Origin of the sequence: Corynebacterium pacaense (assembly GCF_900169525.1) — a bacterium.
Lineage (GTDB): Bacteria > Actinomycetota > Actinomycetes > Mycobacteriales > Mycobacteriaceae > Corynebacterium > Corynebacterium pacaense.
In genome coordinates, this window is the sequence record NZ_LT821240.1 from 820,806 (window position 1) to 836,184 (window position 15,379).

Annotated in this window: 14 protein-coding genes; 6 read left to right on the top strand and 8 right to left on the bottom strand. The window is 63.0% G+C overall.

Annotated features, from left to right (window positions below; all coding sequences use genetic code 11):
* Window positions 1-21: 21 nt before the first annotated feature.
* The 4 genes from B7E02_RS10935 to B7E02_RS10950 all read right to left on the bottom strand — a co-directional run bounded on the left by B7E02_RS10935 (window position 22) and on the right by B7E02_RS10950 (window position 4,130).
* Entirely contained in the window at window positions 22-684 is a 663-nt protein-coding gene (locus B7E02_RS10935; RefSeq protein WP_245802299.1) for a hypothetical protein, read from the bottom strand.
* 226 nt (window positions 685-910) lie between these two features.
* Window positions 911-2,560 carry a solute symporter family protein gene (locus tag B7E02_RS10940; protein ID WP_080796028.1) on the bottom strand — a complete coding sequence of 550 codons (1,650 nt, stop codon included), beginning with the start codon at window positions 2,558-2,560 and terminating at the stop codon, window positions 911-913.
* Between the two features lie 6 nt (window positions 2,561-2,566).
* Window positions 2,567-2,848, bottom strand: a complete 282-nt coding sequence (locus tag B7E02_RS10945; protein ID WP_080796030.1) for a DUF485 domain-containing protein — start codon at window positions 2,846-2,848, stop codon at window positions 2,567-2,569.
* A 418-nt stretch (window positions 2,849-3,266) separates the two neighbouring features.
* Window positions 3,267-4,130 (bottom strand): aldo/keto reductase, encoded by an 864-nt coding sequence (locus B7E02_RS10950; RefSeq protein WP_080796031.1) that lies wholly within the window; start codon window positions 4,128-4,130, stop codon window positions 3,267-3,269.
* Window positions 4,131-4,173: 43 nt separating this feature from the next.
* Between B7E02_RS10950 and B7E02_RS10955 the strand changes: the two genes are divergently transcribed.
* Window positions 4,174-5,607, top strand: coding sequence for a carboxyl transferase domain-containing protein (locus B7E02_RS10955; RefSeq protein WP_080796909.1), 1,434 nt, complete (start codon window positions 4,174-4,176; stop codon window positions 5,605-5,607).
* Here the strand turns inward: B7E02_RS10955 and fkpA are convergent.
* Both fkpA and B7E02_RS10965 read right to left on the bottom strand, forming a co-directional pair.
* A complete protein-coding gene (gene fkpA / locus B7E02_RS10960) occupies window positions 5,604-5,960 on the bottom strand; it encodes an FKBP-type peptidyl-prolyl cis-trans isomerase FkpA (protein ID WP_080796033.1) in 357 nt (118 codons plus the stop codon). The two genes, B7E02_RS10955 and fkpA, sit on opposite strands and share 4 nt — an antisense overlap.
* Before the next feature lie 144 nt (window positions 5,961-6,104).
* A complete protein-coding gene (locus B7E02_RS10965; protein ID WP_080796035.1) occupies window positions 6,105-7,400 on the bottom strand; it encodes a citrate synthase in 1,296 nt (431 codons plus the stop codon).
* Between the two features lie 708 nt (window positions 7,401-8,108).
* Between B7E02_RS10965 and serC the strand changes: the two genes are divergently transcribed.
* From serC to B7E02_RS10980, 3 genes are all read left to right on the top strand, one after another.
* Window positions 8,109-9,239, top strand: coding sequence for a phosphoserine transaminase (serC, locus tag B7E02_RS10970; RefSeq protein ID WP_080796037.1), 1,131 nt, complete (start codon window positions 8,109-8,111; stop codon window positions 9,237-9,239).
* A 123-nt stretch (window positions 9,240-9,362) separates the two neighbouring features.
* Complete coding sequence (gene sepH, locus B7E02_RS10975; RefSeq protein WP_080796039.1) at window positions 9,363-10,427, top strand: septation protein SepH; 1,065 nt, start codon at window positions 9,363-9,365, stop codon at window positions 10,425-10,427.
* Between the two features lie 14 nt (window positions 10,428-10,441).
* A complete protein-coding gene (locus B7E02_RS10980; protein WP_080796041.1) occupies window positions 10,442-11,326 on the top strand; it encodes a DUF6928 family protein in 885 nt (294 codons plus the stop codon).
* Here B7E02_RS10980 and B7E02_RS10985 read toward each other — a convergent pair.
* Entirely contained in the window at window positions 11,311-12,171 is an 861-nt protein-coding gene (locus B7E02_RS10985) for a TrmH family RNA methyltransferase (protein ID WP_080796043.1), read from the bottom strand. The genes B7E02_RS10980 and B7E02_RS10985 overlap by 16 nt on opposite strands.
* A 1-nt stretch (window position 12,172) precedes the next feature.
* Window positions 12,173-13,645 (bottom strand): NCS2 family permease, encoded by a 1,473-nt coding sequence (locus B7E02_RS10990; protein WP_080796045.1) that lies wholly within the window; start codon window positions 13,643-13,645, stop codon window positions 12,173-12,175.
* Window positions 13,646-13,869: 224 nt separating this feature from the next.
* Between B7E02_RS10990 and B7E02_RS10995 the strand changes: the two genes are divergently transcribed.
* Both B7E02_RS10995 and B7E02_RS11000 read left to right on the top strand, forming a co-directional pair.
* Complete coding sequence (locus B7E02_RS10995; RefSeq protein WP_080796047.1) at window positions 13,870-14,571, top strand: aminotransferase class IV; 702 nt, start codon at window positions 13,870-13,872, stop codon at window positions 14,569-14,571.
* 4 nt (window positions 14,572-14,575) lie between these two features.
* Window positions 14,576-15,379, top strand: a complete 804-nt coding sequence (locus B7E02_RS11000) for a glutaminyl-peptide cyclotransferase (RefSeq protein ID WP_080796051.1) — start codon at window positions 14,576-14,578, stop codon at window positions 15,377-15,379.

Here is a 15,379-nt window from a genome sequence, read left to right on the forward strand (position 1 = left end):
TTCCGTTCCGGAGTCCGGTAATCACCGCTGCGAGAAGTCCCCGACCTCACCCAACTGGTTCTCCACCAGTTGGGTGAGGTCGTCCGCCGTTCCGGTCACCGCAGCCGCGACCACGAAATCCGTTCCAAAGGACACCGAGGAGTGAAGCGTCTGATCATCGGACCATCCCCACTTGGTGCCCAGCACACCGGGCAGCACGGCGGTACCGAAATTCTGTGGGTATCCATCCGCAGCCAGCGGGTCCGCGGAAGCCATGGCCACGAGGATGGGTGAGGTGGGATCGTCCTCCAGGAGCCTGGCGATGAATCGCACAACGTCATAGGTCGACGTCACCGAACTCCCCCACTGCTCCGCACCCCTGGTAGACAGGAGTCCGTACTTCTGGGCCGTCTCGTCGATGGATTCGGGGTAAAGCTCATACAGAGTCTCCGCCGAGGCATCGGAGGAGGTGCTGATCATGTCAAAGGCGAGATACTGCTGCTCGAGTGTTCCGTGTTCCACCACGTAGTCGGCGATGTAGAGCTTGCCAAGGCTCAGCGCCGGGCGGGCGAACCTCTCGGTGGCGGTGCCGGTGGTGAACCCGTCGCTCAGGCGCAGGTAGCTGACCTGGGAACCCGTGGCGTTTTCAACGAACCCGGAATGCTCGGATGTCCCACCATCACCCGCTGGCGCGGTTGCGCTCATCTCCGGACCGGCGCCGCTTGAGTTGACCTGACCCTTCGGGGAATCATCGCCCCTGGTCATCAGGAACGGGGCCCCGAGGACGATGACCGCCGCGAGAATGAAGGTCGCAGCCTGCCACCCTCTGTGGCCGCGTGAAGTTGTTGACACGTATAACAACACTAGCGCATGGAAAACCGTCGCCCTCTGTGCGAGAGGGCGACGGTGGTTGAGCTGCTAGAAATCGCTCCTAGTGGTCGACGGCTGCTTCGACGCCGACGCCGGTGAGGGAACGAACTTCCATCTCCGCCTGGAGGTCCTCCATGTTATCGGGCTTACCGAGCATGGTACCAATCCAGCCCGCGATGAAGGCCGCGGGGATGGAGACGATGCCGGGGTTGGCCAGCGGGAAGAATGCCCAGTCCGCGTTGGGAACCATGGAGGTCGCCGTGCCGGAGACCGCCGGGGAGAAGAAGATGAGAACCAGCGCGGAGATGAGGCCCGTGTAGATCGCAGCCACGGCGCCGGTCGTGTTGAACTTCCTCCAGTACAGCGAGTACAGGATGCAGGGAAGGTTGGCGGAGGCGGCGATGGCGAAGGCCAGGGCCACCAGGAAGGCCACGTTCTGCTGCATCGCCAGGATTCCGAACACGATGGCGACGATACCGATGACCACAATGGTGATCCGCGAGACCTTCACCTGCTCGGCTTCAGTGGACTTCCCGTCACGCAGAACGGCATCATAAATATCGTGACCGACAGCTGCGGATGCTGTAATGGCAAGTCCGGCGACCACGGCGAGCACGGTGGCGAAAGCAACAGCCGAGATCAGCGCCATGAAGATCGATCCACCGAGTTCAAGCGCGAGCAGCGGGGCGGCGGCATTCTGCGCACCCGGCGCGGCCATGATCCGGTCAGGTCCGACCAGTGCGGCCGCTCCGTAGCCGAGGACCAGGGTCATCAGGTAGAAGGAACCGATGAGGATGATGGCCCAGGTCACGGACTTGCGGGCCTCGCGGGCGGTGGGAACGGTGTAGAAGCGCATCAGCACGTGCGGCAGACCCGCGGTACCGAGAACCAGGGCGATACCCAGGGAGATGAAGTCGATCTGCTTGGTCCGGGTTGCGCCGTACTGGAGGCCGGGCTCGAGGATTGCGGTGGGATCGTATCCCAGGGTTGCCGCGCGCTGGGAGACTGCGTGGGCTGCCACGGCGTCATCGAGAAGGGTGGTGATTCCGCCCTTGACGGCGACAAAGGTCCAGATTGTCATGATCAGCACGCCACCGACGAGCAGCACGGCCTTGATCATCTGCACATAGGTGGTGCCCTTCATTCCGCCGAGGAGGACGTAGGCGATCATCACCAGGCCGACGAGACCGACCACGAGGGCCTGCCAGCGGAACTCATGGATATCCAGGAGCACCGAGACCAGCGAGCCTGCGCCGGCCATCTGTGCAATCAGGTAGAAGAGGGAGACGAACAGCGTTCCGAAGGCAGCGGCCACACGGACCGGCTTCTGCCGGAGGCGGAAGGAGAGCACATCGGCCATGGTGAAACGACCCACGTTACGCAGCGGCTCCGCCACGAGGAGCAGTGCCACGAGCCAGGCTACGAAGAAGCCGATGGAGTAAAGGAATCCGTCGTAGCCGTTGAGGGCGATGGCGCCGACGATTCCCAGGAAGGATGCGGCCGAAAGGTAGTCGCCCGCGATTGCGAGACCGTTCTGGGTGCCGGAGAAGCTCGCACCGCCGGTGTAGAAGTCCGAAGCTTCCTTGGTGGATTTGCCAGCACGCAAAACCACAGTCATGGTGACCACGATGAAGACTACGAAGACTGAGATGTTCAGAATCGGGTTGCCCGTGTTGGATTCACTCTGGGCAAGGAGAATAGTGGAGTTCATTGAAGATTAACCTTCCATCTTCTTGCGAATTGCGGCCTGACGTGGCTCGAGATTCTTGTTGGCGTAGACAATGTAGATGTAGGTGATCAGGAACGTCGTCACAAACTGTGCGAGTCCGAAGAGCACCCCGATGTTGATGGATCCGAATACCGGTGTGGCCATCCAGTCCGAAGCGAAGGTTGCGATCAGCACGTAGGCGATGTACCACACGAAGAACGCGACGCTCATGGGGAACGCGAAGGAGCGGAACTTGCTTCGGAGTTCACCGAATTCCTGACTGCTCTGCATGTCCCGGAATTCCTGAGGCGTCGGCTGGCGACGCTCCCGGGTAGTTGGGGTTGCACTCACTTTTGATTCATCTCACTTTCATTTCCCTTGTCCTGCAGGGAGTAGGTAGCCGATTACCGAGGGCGAGAACCGGTTTCCCTGGTAACTGAACTTGATTCTTCACATCTCGTTGACGCCCGGAATTTATGCTGTCGGTCACAACTTAACGTGTGAATGTGAAGTTACCTAACTCACATTGCAATGGGATAGCGATTTGGGAAACTTCTCCCCTCTCCCACACCCGCTGTTCGGAAAAATAGCAGTTGAGCTGGCCCCACGTCAGAGGGCCCACTACCCCCAGAATCCCCCCTTTTGCAAATCTTGCAAACAGCCCGTTGTAATAGTTAACCGTCTTTACACCGAGCGTTTTTCTCTACACTTAGGGGTTCTGGCCCGGAAAGTCCCGGGGATCCTGATACATCCGCCCCGCGATCTCGGAGTGATCCAGTTCCGTGATCGACCGCATCTGCTGTTCATCGAGGACGAATCCGGAGATGTCCAGGTTGGCCCGCAGCCTCTGCTCATTTGAAGACTTCGGGATGGCCACACACCCGAGCTGGAGCAACCACCGCAGCACCACCGCCCCGGCACCCACACCGTGCTCCGCCGCGATCGCCCGGATCACCGGCTGATCAAGGACCCTCCCCCGACCCAGGGGCGCCCAGGCGGTGGTGGTCACCCCGAGTCTGAGGTGGAGCTCCCTGAGATCCGGCTGGCTGAAGCCCGGATGGAGCTCCACCTGATTGACGGCCGGCACGATGCCGGTGGACCTCACCAGATCCTCGAGGACCTCCGGATAGAAGTTCGCCACCCCGATGGACTGGATCTGACCGAGACCCTGCAGCCGGGCGATCGCCTCGAAGGTTTCGTCGTAGAGGCCCTGTTGCGGGCACGGCCAGTGAACCAGGTACAGGTCAAGGTAGTCCAGCCCGAGCAGCCTCAGGGATCCCTGAAAGGCCCGTGGCGTCCGCTCGGCGCCCTGGTCGGAGTTCCAGACCTTCGAGGTGATGAAAAGCTCGTCCCGGGTGGCATCCCCGGCGGCGATCGCATCGGCGAGCGCCCTGCCGATCTCCTCCTCATTTCCGTAGAGGGTGGCGGTGTCGATGTGCCGGTATCCGAGTCCGATCGCGGTGCGCACGACCCGGTAGGCCTCCTCTCCCCCGAGTTTCCAGGTGCCGAGCCCGATCTGTGGAATATCCGAACCGTCGTTGAGAGTCAGTGTTGGGGTAACCATGTCCCCCATTGAACACCACCGGAGCGGGGGAGGGAACGATATTGTTGTGTCCATGACCACCACCTCAGCCCGGTCCCTGCTGGATCACGTGCTCGACCACGACAGCTTCCATTCCTGGGATTCACCCCCTCACTATGGTGACATCGACGAGGATTACCGCCTGGCACTTGCCCGCGCCAGGGAGAGGTCCGGGGTCGACGAGGCCGTGATCACCGGTCAGGGCACCGTCGACGGCACACCCGTGGCCTTCATCCTCTCCGAGTTCGCCTTCCTCGGCGGATCCATCGGTGCTGCGACCTCCCGCCGCATCATTGAGGCCATCCACCGCGCCACCAGGGAAAAACTGCCACTGCTGATCTCCCCGTGTTCCGGTGGCACCCGCATGCAGGAGGGGACCCCGGCCTTCGCGCTCATGATCTCGATCACCACCGCGGTCTACCGCCACAAGGACGCGCATCTTCCCTACCTGGTCTATCTCCGCAATCCCACCATGGGTGGCGTCCTGGCGTCCTGGGGTTCCACCGGGCACTTCACCTTCGCGGAACCGGAGGCGCTCATCGGTTTCCTCGGGCCGCGGGTGGTGGAGCTGACCACCGGACACCCCATGCCGGAGGGGGTGCAGACCGGGGAGAACCTGGTCAGGCACGGCATCATCGACGGTGTGGTCTCCCCCACCCAGCTCCGGGAGGCGGTGCGGCGGGTGACCGGAGTGCTCAGGCGGGCGTCGACAAGCGTTCCGCGGCCCCTCACACCCGCCCACCCGCGGCGAAGTGCCTGGGAATCGATCGAGAAAACCCGGGAGGACGGCCGGATCGGCGCCCGTGATCTGATCCGCGGGCTACCCAGGGTCGGCCTTTCCGGCACCCCCGCGGCCGTCAACGCCGCCCTGAGCAACATCGGTGGCCGACCCGTGGTGCTGATCGCGCAGGACCGCCGCACCCAGCCGCTCGGCCCGGCCGCGCTCCATCTCGCCCGGCGGGGAATCGCCCTTGCCGTGGAGCTGCGGCTGCCGATCGTCAGCATCATCGACACCCCCGGCGCCGAGCTGTCGCGGAGTGCGGAGGAACAGGGACTGGCCGGCAGCATCGCACGCACCATGGGGGAGCTTGTCGACGCCCCGGTACCCACGATGTCCATCATTCTGGGCCAGGGTTGCGGCGGTGCCGCTCTGGCGATGCTGCCGGCGGACCGCGTACTGGCAACCGAGAACGCCTGGATGTCACCCCTGCCGCCGGAGGGGGCCTCCGCAATCATTCACCGCGACACCTCACACGCCGCGGAGATGATGGAACAGCAGGGCGTGACGGCACTGGCAATGCGGGAATCGGGAATCATCGACGGCATAATCGCCGAAACCGAGGACCCCGGAAAAGAGATAATCGCCGCCATCGAACACACCCTGCAGGAACTGGATGAAAATTCCGGCTCGGTGGGACGGGAGCAGCGATTCAGGCGCTATGAGCGACTCGCGGAAACGATTACCTAGGCGCTGAGCAGATCGATCACGAAGATCAGGGTCCGGCCGGACAGCGGATGTCCGCTTCCCTCAGGCCCGTAGGCAGCCTCCGGGGGGATGGTCAGCTTACGGCGACCACCCACACGCATTCCGGGGATACCCTCCTGCCAGCCGGCGATGAGCCCGTTCAGCGGGAACTGGGTGGACTGTCCGCGGTCCCAGGAGGAGTCGAACTCCTCACCGGTCTCGAAATCGACGCCCACGTAGTGAACCTCAACGACACCGCCCGGGTTCGCCTCGGCACCCTCACCGACGATGATGTCCTCGATAACGAGGTCCTCGGGGGCCGGGCCGGACTGGGCCTCGATCTGGGGCTTCTCCATGTGTGACACACACTCCTTGGGATCAGGTACAACGTCAGTGCTCCCGCCGCCGGAAAAAACGGCCGGAACCATTGGCTGCCATTATGGCATGCCAGCTGGCTCCGGCCGAAGTCACGACGGGCTACGTTACCGCCTTGTTATGTTCTAGCGCTCCTCGCGGGGCACAACCTTGCGGGCGGTGTTTCCGGTGTAGATCTGGCGCGGGCGGTTGATCTTTCCACCGGGTGCGCCGAGCTGCTCGCGGTAGTGGGCGATCCAGCCGGGAAGGCGACCGATGGCGAACAGGACGGTGAAGAAGTCCGTCGGGAAGCCCATGGCGCGGTAGATCAGGCCCGTGTAGAAGTCCACGTTCGGGTACAGCTTACGGGAGATGAAGTACTCGTCGTTGAGTGCGATCTCCTCGAGCTTGAGCGCGAGATCGAGCAGGTCATCGCCACCGAGGTGCTCCAGAACCTCATGTGCGGTCTCCTTGACGATGGCAGCGCGCGGGTCGTAGTTCTTGTACACGCGGTGCCCGAAGCCCATGAGGCGGACACCCTTCTCCTTGTTCTTGACGCGGTTCATGAACTCGGTGGCGTCGCCGTCGTGATTGTTCTTGATGTCCTCGAGCATCTCGAGAACGGCCTGGTTGGCACCACCGTGCAGCGGGCCGGACAGGGCGTTGATGCCGCCGGCGATGGAGACGAACATGTTCGCCTGCGCGGAACCGATCATGCGCACGGTCGAGGTGGAGCAGTTCTGCTCGTGGTCGGCATGCAGAATCAGCAGCTTGTCCAGGGCCTTGACCATGATCGGGTCGATCTCATAGGGCTCGGTCGGGTAGCCGAACATCATACGCAGGAAGTTCTCGCGGGCGTTGAGCGAGTTGTCCGGGTACATGTAGGGGGCGCCCTTGGAGGCACGGTATGCGTAGGCCGCGAGCATGGGCACCTTCGCCATCAGGCGGACGGTTGCCTTGTCCAGCTGCTCCTCGTCGAGGGGATCGAGCTGATCCTGGTAGTAGGTGGAGAGAATGTTCACCGAGGATGCAAGGACGGCCATGGGATGGGCGTTGCGCGGGAACACGTTGAACTGGGACTTGAAGTCCTCATCGAGCAGGGTGTGGTGACGGATCTCGTCATTGAACTTGTGGAGCTCATCCACGGTGGGTAGCTCGCCCTTGATCAGCAGATAGGACACCTCGTTGAAGGTGGCGTTCTCCGCCAGATCAGCGATATCGTAGCCGCGGTACCGCAGAATTCCCTCGTCACCATCGATGTAGGTGATCTTGGACTCGGTGGAGCCGGTGCTCACATATCCCGGGTCAAAGGTGACCAGACCTGTCTCGGACAGCAGCTTGCCCAGGACAAAACCATCGTTTCCCTCGGTGGCGCGGATCATGTCCATCTCGTACTCGCCGCCGGGGTAGTGCAGTACAGCCTTGTTGTTATCAGTAGCCACGATATCCCTTTCACACTTTCTTTATCGGCCCTCCCAGGGTTGCTGGGGGTTACCGGATTCTAAACCAGATCGGACGCATCACTTGCGGTCTCTCTTACTCTGAAGGTCACACGCGCCTTCACAACGGTCCGATAACACGCTATACCGATAATTGCGGTTTAGCCATATCACGGCAAGGGGTAGTTTCTCCCCCGCCTCGCAGTGAAAACACATCTCCGGGTCACCCGCCTCCATGATGTCCCACAGGACAATCGATGATTGCGGCCACGCCACCGAATCACAACCTTCGCCCGCTATTGAGTTGTACGCAATAACTGTTTTCTGCACGGTGCGGTACCGGATCGGCACGGGGTGCATGCCCCGCCCAGGGTCCCGCCAAAGTGGAGCATGGCACAGTTTAGCAAAGTTTGTGATGTGCACGACAAAGAACCGGGAAATTACCCCTTTACGCAGTGTATCCCTCCAAAAAATGCCCTTTGAGGGGGGATATTCACAAATATGGGAACCCGCACCGCCACCACCCCCACAATGGTGCACCGCTGCGAATCACCCCCGCAATCCCGGGTCGCGCGCCCCCGCGGACTGCGGGTGATTCGGCCTACACCCATCGGAATCGGGGGGTCATGCGGTTATAGTGGTCTGGTCAGACAAGGCGATACCCATTGCCCACCTAGCTCGTGCATCCAGCGCAGAAAGTTGCTCAAAGACATGACTGACTTCCCCACCCTGCCCAGCGACCGCATCCCGGCCGACGGCCGTTTCGGCTGCGGCCCCTCAAAGGTTCGACCTGAGCAGATCCAGGCGATCGTTGACGAATCCTCCACCGTTATCGGCACCTCGCACCGCCAGCCGGCCGTGAAGAATGTCGTAGGCTCTGTGCGCGAGGGACTGTCCGAGCTGTTCTCCCTGCCCGAGGGATACGAGATCATCCTCTCCCTCGGTGGAGCGACCGCCTTCTGGGACGCAGCCACCTTCGGCCTGATTGAGAAGAAATCCGGTCACCTGACCTTCGGCGAATTCTCCTCCAAGTTCGCCAAGGCCGCCAAACGCGCACCATGGCTGGATGACCCCGAGATCCTCGAGGCGCCGACCGGCGATGCTCCCGCTCCGCGGGCCTTCGACGGCGCCGACGTCATCGCCTGGGCACACAATGAAACCTCGACCGGGGCCATGGTCCCGGTCGTGCGTCCGGAGGGCTCGGAGGGTTCCCTGGTCGCCATCGACGCGACCTCCGGAGCCGGTGGACTTCCCGTGGACATCACCAACTCGGATGTCTACTATTTCTCCCCGCAGAAGTGCTTCGCCTCCGACGGCGGCCTGTGGCTCGCGGCAATGAGCCCCGCCGCACTCGAGCGGATCAGCAGGATCAACTCCTCGGGTCGGTTCATTCCGGAGTTCCTCAACCTGCAGACCGCGGTTGACAATTCCCTGAAGAACCAGACGTACAACACCCCGGCCGTGGCCACCCTCCTGATGCTGGACAACCAGATCCAGTGGATGAACGCCAACGGTGGCCTCGACGGCATGGTGGCACGAACGACCGCCAACTCCTCCGCGCTCTACTCCTGGGCCGAGGCGCGCGCGGAGACCACCCCCTATGTCGCAGATCCGGCCAAGCGGTCACTGGTCGTGGGCACCATCGACTTCGATGACGCCGTCGACGCCGCGGTCCTTGCCAAGATTCTCCGCTCCAACGGGATCCTGGACGTTGAACCCTACCGCAAGCTCGGCCGCAACCAGCTGCGTGTGGGCATGTTCCCGGCAATCGATACCGCCGATGTGGAAAAGCTGACCTCAGCCATTGATTTCGTCCTCGACGGCGGCTTCGCCGCGAAGTAGCCGTTCGCACCGTAAATTCACACCCCGGGGCACTTCCCCGACAAAACGCGCCCTCCATTGCCACGGTGGGGCGCGTTTTTTCGTTAAGCTGGTAAAACACCTATCCGACCTCAAGGAGTCAACATGCGGGAACTTTTCCTGGTCAGCGGGGATTCCACCGAATCATCCCTGGTTTTCACAACCTCTGCGGACGATGGGGCCGAGGAATTCTTCATCGCCGTGACCGATGAGTTCCGCGCCGTCCTGACCGGCGAACACGGCAGACCGAACCCCAATCAGGTGGTGCTGGAGTCCGTTCCCACCGGTGACGCCCCTGCCGGATCAAATGCCACCGGGCCAGATGCCACCGGGCCAGATGCCACCGGATCGGACTCCTCCGGATCGACGCCCCTGTCCTCACAAGTCGCCTCACAGGTTCCCGCACAGTCGGCTTCGGAACCCGCCGCGGCACGCGACAAGGACAGGGAACTCGATCCCCGGATCAGTGCACCCCTGAAGATGACGCCCCGTGAGATCCAGAACCGAATCAGGGCCGGCGCGACCATCGCCGAGCTGGCAGAGGAGAACGAGGTCACGGAATCCCGCGTGGAACCCTATGCCCACCCCGTGGTCCTGGAGCGCGCGCGGATCGCGGATCTGGCCAAGCAGTCCCACCCCGTGCGCGAGGACGGTCCGGCAAAGCTGACCCTGTGGGAGATCCTCGCAACCGCATTCGCCACCCGTGGACACGATCTGACCACCGCGACATGGGACGCCTACCGCGACGCCACGAACCAGTGGATCGTCCGCGTCAGCTGGAAGGCCGGTCTCAGTGACAACCACGCGGAGTGGGCGCTGAAGCTGCACAATACGAGCAGGCCCACAGCCGATCCCCGGACCCCGGTCGCCGCCGATCTCATCGACCCGGAGTTCATCCAACCCGTACGGACCCTGACCTCGATCGGTGGCAACCGCTATGCGGACGGGGTACAGGACTCCGGGGCTGGTGGCGATGACGTTGCCACCGCTCCCCCCGCGGACGGCCGTGAGCGGTCCACGGACAGCGAGGAAGGTGTCGAGGGGACGGATGCCGTCCCCGCGCACACCGGTGACGGTGCGCCGAAGAATCGACGGCGCAAGGCGGTCACCCCGCACTGGGAGGATGTACTTCTCGGGGTGCGTGCCAACACCAAACGCCCCAAGAAGTAGGAGAGCTGTAGACGATGCCGAATCTCCTGGGCGACAGGGCCGCGATAGTCACCTTCTGGTTTGTCACGGCCAGCGATCCGGCCGCAATCATCCGCTCCGAGCCGCGGGCCGACCGTGGCTTCGGCCGGAAGCTTCTCGCACAGCTCAATCCCACCTGGCCCATCACACCCATCGGGCAGTTCGCGCTCAACCGATCAGCCCCGGCATCGGTCGATGAATTCTACATCGCCGGTTTCCCCGGCGTCACGGTGATTCAGACGGTTCTCGAGGATGCCACCTCCCTGAGCGGGCTCGACACCCGCCTGATGCATTCGATGCCTGCGACGGACACGTTCATCTTCGCGGTGAACGAGTCGACGACGCTCGGCGGTTTCGTCCATCTCACCGGCGATGGCGTCAAACGCTCGTTCATCGCCAAACAGGAGCGGATCTTCGAGGATATCGGGGTACCGGGGGGTTTCGAGGCCCCCTACTGGGCCGGGAGCATGGGTAAGCGGATCAGCGCACTGTCACTGCCCTTCAACCCGATAGACCTGGTCGAGGCGGCACAGCGGGCGTGGCTGGGCTTTGACGCCGCGGAGTCGCCGGACATCAACGTCGTGGCCTATGCCATCGACGGCCGGCCCGAGCCGAGGATCGCACAGACTCGGCAGCTCTCGCCCGCCGAACTGACCCACTCCGCCGCCGGAAAGCTCGGCTTCCGCGAATCGGGGGAATACGATGACTACGAGGAGCACGGGGCGCAGGGGACCAACCTGGAGGACGCCTTCACCGGGCGTCTCGGCGCGCAGGCGAAGAGGGCGGCCCGTTCCGCCCGGAGATGGGGCCGATCATTGATCACGGCGAGCCGCAGCTTCACCTCGAATGTCGCGGAGCGGATCCGTCACACCGACCGCTGAGACCGGTCCCTCTCGTAGAAGGCTATCGCCGCGGAGGTTGCCAGGTTGAGGCTGTCCGTTCCCGGTGCCATAGGAATTCTGGCGCGGACGTCGGTGGCACGCATCGCGTGCTCGCTCAGCCCCGGGCCCTCGGCTCCGACCAGCAGTGCAACCCTGTCGTGTCCCGCGAGGGCGTCCTCGATGTGTTCCGCTGCGGGGTCGGGTGTCAGCGAGACCAGGTGGAACCCCTCCCGCCTGAGCTGGTCCAGACTGTGCTGCCACGTCGTGTATCCGCCCTCCAGGTGCGCGAAGGGCAGTCGCAGGACATGACCCATGGAAACGCGCACAACCCGCCTGTAGAGCGGGTCGGCACAGCCATTTCCGAAAAGTATCGCGTCGACACCCATTCCTGCTGCGTTTCTGAACATGGAGCCGATGTTCTCGTGATCGCCCACCCCCTCAAGAACAACCACGGTCCGGGCCCCCTCCAGCACCTCGGCGACGCTGAGTGGCTCCGGGCGGTCCGCGGAGGCGAGCAGTCCGCGATGCATGTCAAAGCCGGCGACCTCCGCCAGCACCTCCCTGCTCACCTCATAGACCGGGATATCGTCCCCTAGTTCCTTCCCACCGGCATTGGCGGCGAGGAAGGAGTCGAGTTTTCCTCCGAATCCGACCACCGCCCTGACCGGAAACCGTGACTCCAGCAACCGGCCGACCACGAGCGGACCCTCCGCGATCACCAGTCCCCTACCACCCGGAAGGTCCGGTCTGGAGTCGGAGTGGTTGAGGTCGCGGAAATCCGCCAACCTCGGGTCCTCGGGGTCGAAGATCCGGATTCGTGCTGTTGCTGCATCCCCTTCAACCATGTCAGGACAGCGCATCCATGATCGGATCGACGGCGAAGAAGATCACGAACAGACCGGCCACCAGCCACATAAGCCAGTGCACCTCTTTGGCCTTGCCCGCTGCGGCGGCCATGACCGCGTACATGATGAAGCCGACGCCGATACCGTTGGCGATCGAGTAGGTGAAGGGCATGATGACAATTGTCAGGAAGGCGGGGAAGGCGATGTGGAACTTGGTGAAATCGATCTCCGTGACCTGCGCCATCATCATGGCACCGACCACCACCAGCACCGGGGCCGCCGCCTCGATCGGAACGATCTCGTAGAGCGGGGTGAGGAACATCGCCAGAAGGAAAAGTGAACCGGTGACAATATTGGCCAGACCGGTCCGGGCTCCATCGGCCACACCCGCGGAGGAATCGGCGAACACGGTGCTTGACGACGCCGACACCGCACCACCGACGATGGCGCCCGCACCCTCGACGACCAGTGCGCGCTTGATGTCGGGCAGGTCACCGTTTGCATCAACCAGGTTGCCCTGCTTGCCCAGTGCGGTCATGGTGCCCATGGCATCGAAGAAGTTGGCCAGGACGAGGGTGAACACGAGCAGCGTCGCCGCCACGACACCGACCCGGGAGAATCCCCCGATAAGATCGACGGCGCCGACCAGCGACAGGTCGGGCATGCCACCGAAGGAATCGGGAATGGTCGGCACAGCCAGTGACCATCCACCGGGATTGGGCTCGCCGTTTTCCACACTCGGCCCGGAACCGAACACCGACTCGAAGATGATGGCGAGCACCGTGGTACCGAGAATGCCCAGGAACAGGCCGCCGCGGACCTTCCGCACGACCAGGATGCCGCAGAGCAGAACACCGATGACGAAGACGAAGGTCGGCCAGGAGGCGATCGAGCCCCCGATACCGAGTCCGACCGGGACGGTCGTGTGGGCCGCATCCGGGATCCTGCGGACGAATCCGGCATCCACCAGGCCGATCATCGCGATGAACAGGCCGATGCCGACTCCGATCGCCGCCTTCATCGATGGGGGAATCGCCCGGAACACCGCGACGCGGAAACCCGACACCGCGAGGATGACGATCACGATTCCGTCGATGACCACCAGTCCCATGGCCTCGGGCCAGGTGAGACCCTCCCCCGCCACGAGTGTCACCGCCACCATGGTGTTCAGACCGAGCCCGGCGGCGATTCCGAAGGGATAACGGGCTATCAGGCCGAAGGCGATGGTCATGACACCGGCGGCGAGCGCCGTGGCCGCCGCCACCTGAGCGATACCGAGCGTGTTGCCCTCTATGTCCGGGGTTGTTCCGAGGATCAGGGGATTGAGAATAATGATGTAGGCCATCGCGAAGAATGTGACCGCACCCGCACGCACCTCGGTGCCGATGGTCGATCCCCGCTCTGAAATGTGGAAGTAGCGGTCCAGGAAGCCTGTGGTTTCCCGGGCCGTCTCCGTTGCATTGCTCGACGTCATTGCCGCATACCTGTTTTCTGCTCTGAGTAGAAGAAAGGGGTGAGCTTCAGAGACACTGAACCTTTAGCTCGACAGAATTCTTTCACCTGTCGACCTGAACAGGCAAGTTAAAGGCACCGCGAAGGCGGGGCTTCCGGCGACTTTTGAGGCCCCCCTGCAGGTGATACTGTCTTGGCTATCATTTAAGGCCCGTGAAACCCGCTTGAAAGGCGTTCACCCTCACCGTGGTAACCACAACGTTTCATATGATCAATGGTCACGTCCGCAATTTCAGCAGTCACGTGGCGCGGTTGATCAATGCCGTACCCGCGTCGGTGGACTATGAGCCGAGGATCCGGGAGCGTCTGAGAGCCGCCGCACCCGATGTCTACCCCTGGGTGACCGTCGAGGATCACACCTTCAACGTCGAGATCAAACCCTTCCGGCCTTCCCCTTCCGACCTGACGCTGGATGTGCACGGGCACCGTGATGAACGGGCGCACCCGGTGATCAAGGGTCGCGACTTCGCCTGGCAGGCCCGGGCTCTGGCCGCCTCGCGCCGGCAGGGTGCGGATGAGGGCCTGCTGGTCGATGAGCGCGGCATGGCCGTCAGCGCCATCGAGGCCTCGCTGTTCGTCATCGAGGGCGAGATGGTCTTCTACTCCACACACCCGCGCACCCTGTCCTCCGTAATCGAGACCCAGGTGGTGGAATACCTGGCCACACTGGGTGCAACCCCGAAAGCCCGGCCGGAGGGTTTCAACATCGAGGAGCTGCGTTCCGCGGAGGTCTGGTTGCTCGACTCCTGCAACGGTGCCCGTCGCGTGGCGGCATGGGTGGAATACGGCAGCACCTTCCCGGTCGCGGAGGTGCGCCCGGTGGCGGCCTTCATTCCGACGATTGCGGAGGTCAACGATCACCTCTGGGAAATAGCTGAGGAGGTGTAGGCCCATGCCGCTGGCCTTCAAGAAGACGCTCGCCCTCATCCTGTCGGTCCCCGTCCTGGCTTCCTCCGCGCTGATGTCCTGCGCGGACACCGGTCCCGGTGCCCCACGCCCGGTGGAGCACCTCCGCCCGGAGATCATCGGTACACACGCCTTCGACGATTCCTCCTTCACCCAGGGTCTGGAACTCGACGGACAGGACCTGGTCGTTGGCACGGGCCAGTATGGTGACTCACGCATCTACCGCAGTGGCATTGACGGGCGGGAGTACGCCTCGCAGGATCTCCCCGCAGATGACTTCGGTGAGGGAATCACCATCGCCGGGGACCACATCTGGCAGCTGACCTGGAAGTCCGGCATCGCATACAAACGCGACCGCTCGAGCCTGGAGGTTCTGGACCGGGTCCCCTATCCGGGCGAGGGCTGGGGTATCTGTGCCGGCGACGGAGACGTCATGTACATGTCTGACGGCACCTCAACACTCCGCACGCTGGATCCGGAGACCTTCGAGGAGCGGGGCCGAGTGACGGTCACCTCCGGGACCGAGCCGGTATCCCGGCTCAACGAGCTGGAATGCGTCGGGGATGAGATCTACGCCAACATCTTCCAGAGCACCGACATCGTGCGTATCGACGCCGACAGTGGTGCGGTCACCGCGGTCATCGACGCCTCCGGACTTCCCAACAACGCGGTCCCCGACGTGAACAATGTCCTCAACGGGATCGCACACATCCCGGGCACCGACCGCTTCTATCTCACCGGAAAACGCTGGCCCGACCTGTATGAGGTTGAATGGGTCGGTGGCAACTAG